3 protein-coding genes are annotated in these 9,514 nt (G+C 64.5%); all 3 read right to left on the bottom strand.

The genetic code is table 11. The features are described 5' to 3' along the window. The coding region (locus AC07O2_RS25865) for a condensation domain-containing protein (protein WP_495234980.1) at positions 1-1,366 on the bottom strand (1,366 nt) is incomplete at its 3' end. Continuing rightward, on the bottom strand, positions 1,363-9,162 hold the full coding sequence (locus AC07O2_RS25860) for an amino acid adenylation domain-containing protein (protein WP_495234979.1): 7,800 nt from the start codon (positions 9,160-9,162) through the stop codon (positions 1,363-1,365). The genes AC07O2_RS25865 and AC07O2_RS25860, both read right to left, overlap by 4 nt. A 73-nt stretch (positions 9,163-9,235) precedes the next feature. Then, positions 9,236-9,514, bottom strand: a 279-nt coding sequence (locus AC07O2_RS25855) for a phosphopantetheine-binding protein (RefSeq protein WP_495234978.1), incomplete at its 5' end; no start/stop codon positions are given.

The raw sequence follows: 9,514 nt of genomic DNA, 5'->3' as shown, positions 1-9,514 counted from the left end.
GCTCTACTGTCGCCGCTTCGAATAGCTCGGACGCGTAGACCAGCGTGCACGCTAGCTTGCCGTCGGCATATTCCTCGCTGGACAGCGTGAGATCAAACTTGGCCACCGGGTTGCCTTCAGACACCTCTTCCACCTGCAAGCCGGGCCATTGGGGTGTCGGGCCATGGCTTTGGTGGTTGGCCATGACCTGGAACAGCGGGTGGTGGCTACCGCTGCGTGCGCCGGGCAGGGCTTCGACCAGTTGCTCAAAAGGCAAGTCCTGGTGCGCCTCTGCGCCCAGCAGGGCATTCTTGACATCGGCCAGCAGGGCTGCAAATGTCTGTTGCCCCGCAGGCTGGGTGCGCAGCACCAGGGTATTGATGAAGAAGCCTACCAGGCCCTCGGTTTCGGCCCGGTTGCGCCCGGCCACCGGCCCCCCCACCCGCACATCCCTGGCGCCGCTGTAGCGGTACAGCACGGCCTTGAAACCGGCCAGCAAAACCATAAACAGCGTAGCGCCCTGCGCCTGGGCCAAAGCCCGCAAAGCACCGACCACATCACCGGGCACGACAAACCGGTGGCGCGCCCCCTTCATCACAGGCGCGGCGGGCCGGGGCCGGTCTTGCGGCAGCACCAGCACCGGATGCGTGTCACCCAGCGTCTTGCGCCACCATTCCAGCTGGCGCGCGCCCTCGCCAGCCTCCAGCCAATGGCGCTGCCACAGCGCGAAGTCAGGGTATTGGATCGGCAAAGGCGGCAGATCTGCTGGGCGGCCAAGACCCGCTGCCGCATAGCCCTGGGCCAGTTCGGCCAACATCAGCTGCGCGGACCAGCCGTCGGACGCTATGTGGTGCAGCGTCAATAGCAGCAGGTGTTCCTGCGGACCGCAGCGCAGCAGAACCACGCGCCACAACGGCCCGCTGGCCAAGTCAAACGGACGCATGGCCTCCGCCTCGGCCTCGGCTTGTATCTGCTCCGGCCTTGCACCCGCCATGTCCAAATGGCGGATTGCTACCGGTGCGGCCGGACGCACAGTCTGCAGTGCCTCGCCTTCCGGCCCCGCAGAGAAACTGGTGCGCAAGGCCTCGTGGCGAGCGGCCAAGGCGTTCAGGCTGGCGGCCAATGCGGCAGTATCCAGAGCACCGCTGAGCTTCAGCCGGCCCGCCATGTTGTAGGCCGGGCTCAACGGGTCCATGCGCCACAAGAACCACAGCCGCGCCTGCGCGTACGAGGCGGGTAGTGGCGCGCCACCGTCGATGCGCGGTGGAATGGGCAACAGGCTGAAGTCGATATGCTGCTCCACCAGGCGTTGCAGGAAAATCTGGCGCTGTGCCGGTGCCAGCTCGGCAAATCGGCGTGCCAGTTGCAGCAAGCGGGGCTGGCTCATGCCTCCTCCATGGCGCCGAACAAGGCATCCAGTGCATCCAGCTGGGTGTCGTTCAAAGCACTGTCGCGCGCCTCGTCCACTGCCACGGAAAATCCGGCCAAAGTGGCTGCTTCAAACAGCCGGCGCAATGGCACGCTGACCTGCAGCTCGGCCTTCAGGCGTGACACCACCCGCGTCGCCAGCAGCGAATGCCCCCCCAAGGCAAAGAAGTTGTCGCCGCGGCCAATCGCATCCAGCCCCAGCAGCTCGCACCATAGGGCCGCCACGCGTTGCTCGGTATCGCCCACCGGGGCATCGCTGTCGCGGCTGCTCCATACCGGGTCCGGCAGGGCTTTGCGGTCCAGCTTGCCACTGGGTGTGAGTGGCATGCGCTCCAGAACAAGTAACTGCGTGGGCACCATAAAGGCCGGCAGTTGCGTAGCCAGAAATTCCAGCAGTGTGGCCGGAGCCACATCTTGCTGCAGCACGGCATAGCCGATCAAGGTGTCGCCACCATGCGCGACCACCACGGCCTCGCGTACGGCGGGGTGCTCCTGCAGACGGGCTTCGATCTCGCCCAGCTCGATACGCAGGCCACGCAGCTTGACCTGGTGGTCCAGCCGCCCCAGGTATTCGACTACGCCATCCTCGCGCCACAGCGCCAGGTCGCCCGTACGGTATAGCCGCGCGCCGCTGCGAAACGGGTCTGGCACAAAGCGCTCGGCCGTGAGCGCGGGCCGCGCATGGTAGCCACGGGCCAAGCCTGCGCCGCCAATGTACAGCTCGCCCGCCACGCCCGGCGGCAGAGGATTGAGCGCGTCGTCCAGGATGTGGATCTGGGTATTGGCGATGGGTTTGCCGATGGGCACGGTACTGCCATCGTCGCCCTGGCAGGTCCAATGGGTCACGTCGATGGCGGCCTCGGTCGGGCCATACAAATTGTGCAGACCCGCCTGTGGCAGGCTGTGCCGCACCCGCGCGGCCAGCTCGGCGGGCAAGGCCTCACCGCTGGCCACGATATGGCGCAGGCTGCTGCACGCCGTACAGCCCTCATAGGCCATGAAGGCCTGCAGCATCGAAGGCACAAAGTGCATAGTCGTCACGCCATGCTGCGTCACCAGGTCTACCAGACGCGCCGGGTCGCGGTGTGCCCCTGGCTCCGCAATCGCCAGGCGCGCGCCCACCATCAAGGGCCAGAAGAACTCCCACACCGATACATCGAAGCTGAACGGCGTTTTCTGCAGCACCGTGTCCGAGGCATCCAGGCAATACACCTCTTGCATCCACTGCAGGCGGTTGCGTAAAGCGCCGTGGGTATTGCCCGCGCCCTTGGGCCGGCCGGTGGAGCCCGAGGTATAGATCAAGTAGGCCAGTTGCTCGGCATATACCTCGCGCGCAGGCCGCTCCATGGGCTGTGTGGACAAGTCCTCCTGGTCCAGACACAGCACGGGGGCCACGCCGGCTGCCAGGCTGGCGCGCAAGGCGCTGTGCGTTAGCACCAGGGCGGGTTGGGCATCTTGCAGCATGTAGGCCCGGCGCTCTGCCGGATAGTCCGGGTCCAGCGGCACATAGGCGGCACCCGCCTTAAGCACGGCCAACAAGCTGACCACCAGATCCAGCGAGCGCTCCATGCAGATAGCCACGCACGCGTCAGGCTGTACGCCCAGGTCCAACAGTCGGTGCGCCAGCTGGTTGGCACGCTGGTCCAGGCTGCGGTAGCTCATGCGCATATCGCCGAACAGCAGCGCGATGGCTTCGGGCTGCCGCTGGGCCTGGCGTTCGAAACAACGGTGCACCGCACTGTCGTCCGCATAGCGGGTATCGGTGGCGTTCCACGCGGCCAGCTGCAGCTGTTCCGCTGCGGTGGGTAGCGCCAGTGTGCCCACGGGGCGCCGCGCATCCTGCATCAATCCGCTCAGCAAAACGACAAGATGGGCATGCAAACGCTGGACCTCCGCCATACCGAAGTGCGCCTGGTCAAAGCCATACTCGATGGACAAGCTATCTGACTGGGTAACCACCAGGGTCAGCGGATAGCTGGTGGACTCGGTATTCACCAGGTCCGAGAAGTGCAGAGAAGTTGCGTCACGCTCGGTCCACTCGCGACCCACCGGGTAGTTTTCAAACACGATCAGGCTGTCGAACAGCGCCTGGCCGCCCTGCCCGGCCCAGCGCTGGATCTCGAACAAAGGTGTATGTTCATGCTCACGCAAAGCCAGGCTTTCGGCCTGCACACTGCGCAGCCAATCGCCAGCCGATTGCGCGGACTGCGGCGTCAAAACCACGGGCAAGGTGTTGATGAACAGACCCAGAACTTGCTCCACCCCCGGCAACTCAGCCGGCCGCCCTGCAACGGTTGCACCAAACACCACGGTGTGCTTGCCGGTATAGCGCTGCAGCAGCAAAGCCCAGGCCCCCTGGACCAGGGTATTGAGGGTCACGCGGGCGGCGCGGGCGCAGCGCTGCAGGTCTGCGGTTTCGGCAATGCTCCAGCCGGCATGCCAGCTGCCATAGCCGGTGACACTGCGCCTCGGTGCCGCCATGGCCCCGGCCAAGAGCACCGGCTCGTCCAGCTGGACAAGACGGCTTTGCCAGAAGCCGCGGCTCGCTTGTATGTCCTGGCGCGCCAGCCAGGCAATGTAGGCGCGGTAGCGCAGCCGGGATACATGCTGCACCGGCACACCGGCATAGTGGTTCAACACCTCGGTCCACAGCTGGGCCGTACTCCAGCCGTCCAACAGCAAATGGTGCCGAGTCCAGACCAGGCGGTACAGGCTGTCGCTCAAACGCACCAGGGCCAGGCGCATCAGCGGCGGCGCGGTAAGCACAAACGGGCGTTGGCGCTCTGCCAGCCCCAGGTCTTGCAGCGCCGTGGCCTGGTCGGCTCGGTCGCGCCAGTCGTAGTGCGCCATCTCCAGACCGACGCTGCGGTGCACCACCTGCTGCGGTTGCGCCAGGCCTTCATGCCAGAAGGCTGTGCGCAAAATATCGTGTTGCTCCACTGCCGCCTGCCAGGCTAAGGCCAGACGCCGCACATCGGGATTGGTCAAGCTCATCGCCAGCTGGTTGACATAGGCACTCTGCTGCGGTTCCAGCAAGCTGTGGAACAAGAAGCCTTGCTGCAGCGCAGTGGCGGGGTAGATGTCCTGCACTTCGCGCGCGTTGGCGGGCAACTGCTGCAGCTCGGCAGACTGCAGCGCAGCCAATGGAAAGTCGGAGGGCGTCAAGCCGCCGGACTGGGGCGCGCAGCAATGCGCAACCAACTCTGTCAACGCAGCACCATAGGCATCTGCCAGTGCTTGCACGGTATGCGGGTGGTACATGGCACGGCTGTACACCCAGGTCAGCGACAGCACACCATCTGCAACCTGGCCATGGATCGCCAGCCAGTTCGACAAGGGGCCACTGCCATCCCGCTCGGCACCCGACTGGCCGAACGCTGGGCGCAACCACACGCCGCCTGACACGGTGGAATCAAACTGGCCCAGGTAGTTGAAGGTGACCCTCGGCTGGGGCAGCCCAGCCAATTGCTCGCGCAGCGCCGGCGGCGCCAGCGATTGCAGCAGGCCAAAGCCAATGCCCTTGTTCGGCACGCCACGCAGGGTTTCCTTGACGCTGCAAATGGCTACGCCATCATCTTCCTCCACCGCCAGGCGTACCGGGAAATGGCTGGAGAACCAGCCCACGCTGCGCGAGAGATCCGCCGAATCGAACAGCGCCTCACGGCCATGGCCTTCCAGCTCCAGTAACACCTCGGGCACGTTCATCCAACGGCCCAGCACGCGTGCCAGAGCAGTGAGCAACAGGTCGTTGACCTGGGTGCGGTAGGCCGCAGGCGCCAGCTTCAGTAGACGCTGGGTGGTGTCGCGGTCCAGGTGCACTACGGCCTGGGCGGCATCGCGCACCAGCCCGGTCGTGGCAGACATATCGCGGGGTGGCTCGGTACCCCGGTAGTCGGCAAGGGTCCGCCAGTACGGCAGTTCGGCGGCCATGGCATCCGTCTGGGCATGGCGCTCCAGCAATGCCGCCCAGGCTGCACAAGAAGTGCCCGGCGCAGCCAAATTTACGGGGGCGCCCGCCTGTATCTGATGGTAGGCGGTTTCCATATCCTCCAGCAACACGCGCCAGGACACGCCGTCCACGGCAAGGTGGTGGATGGCCATGAACAAGCCTTGTGTGCCATTGGCCTGGTTCGCCAACACTGCGCGCATGAGCACACCGCCATGAATATCCAGACTGCGCTGCGCCTGGTCACACAGCTGGTCGAACGCAGCAGCATCCGCTACGTCGCGCACCCACAGGATTTCATCGGTGCCATGCGGTGTGTCTGCATGTGCTTGCCACTGCCCGTCCGCCGCTTGCCGATAGCGGCAACGCAAAGCCTCGTGCTGGGCGCGCAGGGCGGCAAGGGCCTGGCCCAGGCAACGCGCATCCAGGTACTCGCGTACTTCGAAGCGCAGGGCTTGGTTCCAGTGGCTCCGCTGTGCGATGTCCAAGGCCAGGAAATTCTTTTGCACAGGCGTCAGCACAAGCGTGCCGAGTAACGGGGTCGCAGCGGGCACAAAAGTAGGTGCCGACACCGGTTGCGCCACGCGCGCCAAGGCTGCCACGGTCTGGTTTTCAAACAGCTGCTTGGGCGTGAGCTTCAAGCCCTGCTTGCGGGCGCGGGCAATGATTTGCAGACTGAGTATGGAGTCGCCGCCGAGCTCGAAGAAGTTATCGCTCAGGCCCACCTCTTCCAGGCCCAGCACTGCTTTCCAGATGCCCGCCAAAATCTGCTCTGTATCCGACATGGGTGCATGGCTGCTGCTGGCAGACTGCTGCGGCAGGGGCAAGGCCTTGCGGTCCAGCTTGCCGTTCGCCGTCAGCGGCATGCGCTCCAGCGTCATCCAATAGCTGGGCAACATGTAATCTGGCAGACGATGTGCCAACATGTTTTTCAGCGCCGCCATATCCAGGCTGCAGCCGTTGGCGGGTACCAGATAGGCCAGCAACTGGCGGTGGTTGGCGTCACCATGCAAAGCCATGGCCTGCACTTCGGCTGTAGCCACACCGGGCAAGGCCCGTAGCGCCACGGCCACCTCGGACAGCTCCACCCGGTAGCCGCGTATCTTGACCTGCTCGTCGACACGGCCCAAGAACTCGACCGCCCCGCTGGCCAGCAAACGCACCCGGTCGCCGGTGCGGTACACACGCGCACCCTGCGCATAAGGATGGGGAATGAACCGCTCAGCAGTCAGCCCAGGCTGCCCCAGGTAGCCACGCGCCAGGCCGGGGCCACCCAGATACAGCTCACCCGCACTGCCCAAGGGCACGGGGTTCAGGTCGGCATCCAGCACATATGCCTGCCCATTGGGCAGCGGCGCTCCCACCGGTACGCTGGCCGACGCACTGCGGTCCGCCAAAGCAGCATCCTGGGTGAGGATGCCGACCGTGGTTTCGGTGGGGCCATAGTGGTTGAAGACGCGACAGTCAGGGCGCAGTTGCACCAGCTTGTCGTACAGCTCCCAGGGCAGGGCCTCACCGCCCAGCACCAAAGCATGACGCGGCAGCACATCCGCAGGGCGGGCCGCCTGCAGCAGGCCTTGCAAATGGCTGGGTACGATCTTCAACACGCCCACCTGGTGCTGCACCATATAGGCTGCAAAACTGTCCGGGTCGAAAGCCCGCTCCGCAGAAATCAGATGCAGCAAACGCCCGGAACACAAGGCACCGAACAATACCGTGTGGCCCAGATCGGCCGCAACGGTAGACACCATGGCCATGCTTTCGCCCGGTGCCAGCTCCAGCCGGGCCAGCATGCCCACCACATAGTCGGCCAAGGCGCCGTGGCTGACCACCACGCCCTTGGGCTGACCGGTGGAACCCGAGGTGTAGATGAGGTAGGCCGCCGTGCTCGGCTCCGGGCGCAAAGCCAGCGGGCTGGCATCCAAAGTGTTCCATGCCGCCTCGTCCCCCAGGGAAATGGCAGTTGCACCCGCAGCCTGCGTGGCCAACATACCGGCACTATCGGCCAGTACGCACTGCACATCCGCGTCCCGCAGCAAAAATGCCATGCGCTCGGCAGGTAGCAAGGGGTCCAATGGCAAGCAGGCCGCCCCTGCCTTCAGCACCGCCAACAAGCCCAGCACCAGCGCGGGACAACGCGGCGCGCACACGGCGACCCGCTGCTCCGCGCCCACGCCACGGGCCCGTAGGTAGCGGGCCAAACGGTTGGAGGCTGCGTCCAGTTCAGCAAAGCTGATTGTTTGATCTTCAAAGCGCACAGCCGCGGCATCCGGGTGGGCGGCCACGCTCTGCGCCCAGGCACCGAGCACACTGAAGTCCGCGCAGTCCAAGGTTTCTGCACGCAGCATGAAGTCAGCAGGCGCAAGCGGCAGCGTCAACGCAGCCAGACAGGCTTGCGGCCTGGCAGCGATTTCCGTAAGCAAATGGGTATAGCTTCGCGCAAAGCCGGCAACACGTGCAGAGTCAAACAAGGCCGTGGCATAGCTAAAAACCGCCTCAATGCCCTGCGGGTTATCGGTCACATCCAGCGATAGATCAAACCGCGCGGCATGGTCTGGCAATGGCAGCAACTGCAGCCGCAGGCCGGGCAATTCGATCCCTTGGGGCAACGCGATCTGCTGGGTGAACTTGGCCTGCACCAGCGGGTTGTGGCTCAGGCTGCGCTCTACCTGCAAAGCGTCCACCAGCACGTCGAAGGGAAGGTCCTGGTGCGCCTGCGCACCCAGAACTGCCGTCTTCACCTGCGCCAAGAAATCTTCGAAGCGCAGCGCTCCGTTCAGTTGTGCACGCAATACTTGGGTATTGACGAAGAAGCCCACCAGCCCCTGCGTTTCAGGCCGTGACCGGCCGGCGACCGACACGCCCACACGCACATCTTTCTGGCCGCACAAGCGCGACAGCAGCAATTGGTAGGCCGCCAGCAGCAGCATGAAAAGAGTGGCGCCATTGCGCTGCGCCAAGGCGCGCAGCGCGTCGGACAAAGCTGCGTCCAGTGCAAACACATGGCGCGCACCTTGCAAGCTGCGCACCGCAGGCCGAGGCCGGTCCAGCGGCAAGGCCAACAACGGATGCTCGTCGCCCAGCGCATCACGCCACCATGCAAGCTGGCGCTCTCTTTCGCCCGCCTCCAACCAATGCCGCTGCCAGAGTGCGTAGTCGGCGTACTGTATGGGCAGATCAGGCAGAGCAGGCTGCCCGCCTTCGCAAAACGCCCGGTAGCAGGCCGCAAACTCACGCAACAGCAACTCGACCGACCAGCCGTCGGAAACGATATGGTGCTGAACCAGCAGCAGGCGGTGTTCCGTCGCGCTAAGACGTAGCAAACGAGCACGCAATAGCGGCCCGGTGGACAAATCAAAAGCTTGGCCCGTCTCCAGCGTGGCCCAGCGTTCCATTTCAGCCTGTTGGGTAGCTGCGTCCAAGTCCGACAGGTCCGTGTGAGCCAAAATCAATGGCAACGGTGCATGGATGCGCTGCTGCGCCTGCCCATCAACACTGGCGTGGAAGGTGGTGCGCAAAGCCGCATGCCGAGCTACCAAGGCATCCAGACTGGCTTGCAATGCGGCATGGTTGAGCTGGCCCGTCAGGCGCAGCATCGCGGGAATATGGTAGGCCGCGTTACCTGGCTCCATCTGCTCCAGAAACCACACCCGCTGCTGCGCAAACGACAAAGGCAATATCGTGCCTGCACTGGTGGACACGATAGGCAGACGAGAAAAGTCCACGCCTTTCTGTGCCAGGGCTTGCAGAAAGCTTTGCCGCGCGGCCGCCGGCAATGCCATGAAGCGGCGGGCCATTTCGGCTTTCATGTTGTGCTGCACATCAGTTGACTGGCCAAGTTGGGAATCAGTGGGCGCAAGGGTTTGGATGGGGGACATCGGTTCAACTCTCCAGGGTTTCTAGCAGTGCTTGCATATCCAGCAGGTCTTGCGCTTCGCTTTGCTGCGCGGCACCTGCTTCACGCGCCAGTACGGCGGCCATATCTGCAAGGACGGGGTGTTCAAAAAATACGGCAAGAGACAGGTCCACGACAAGCTGGGTACGGACGCGGGCACAGACCTGAGTAGCCAGCAGGGAATGCCCACCCAGCGCAAAGAAATGCTCGTCCAGCCCCACACGCGGCAGCTGCAGCACCTCGGCCCAGATCGCCGCCAAGGCCTG

The sequence above is a fragment of the Rhodoferax sp. GW821-FHT10B06 genome (assembly GCF_059415605.1).
This window is presented reverse-complemented; position numbering and strand designations above follow the sequence as displayed.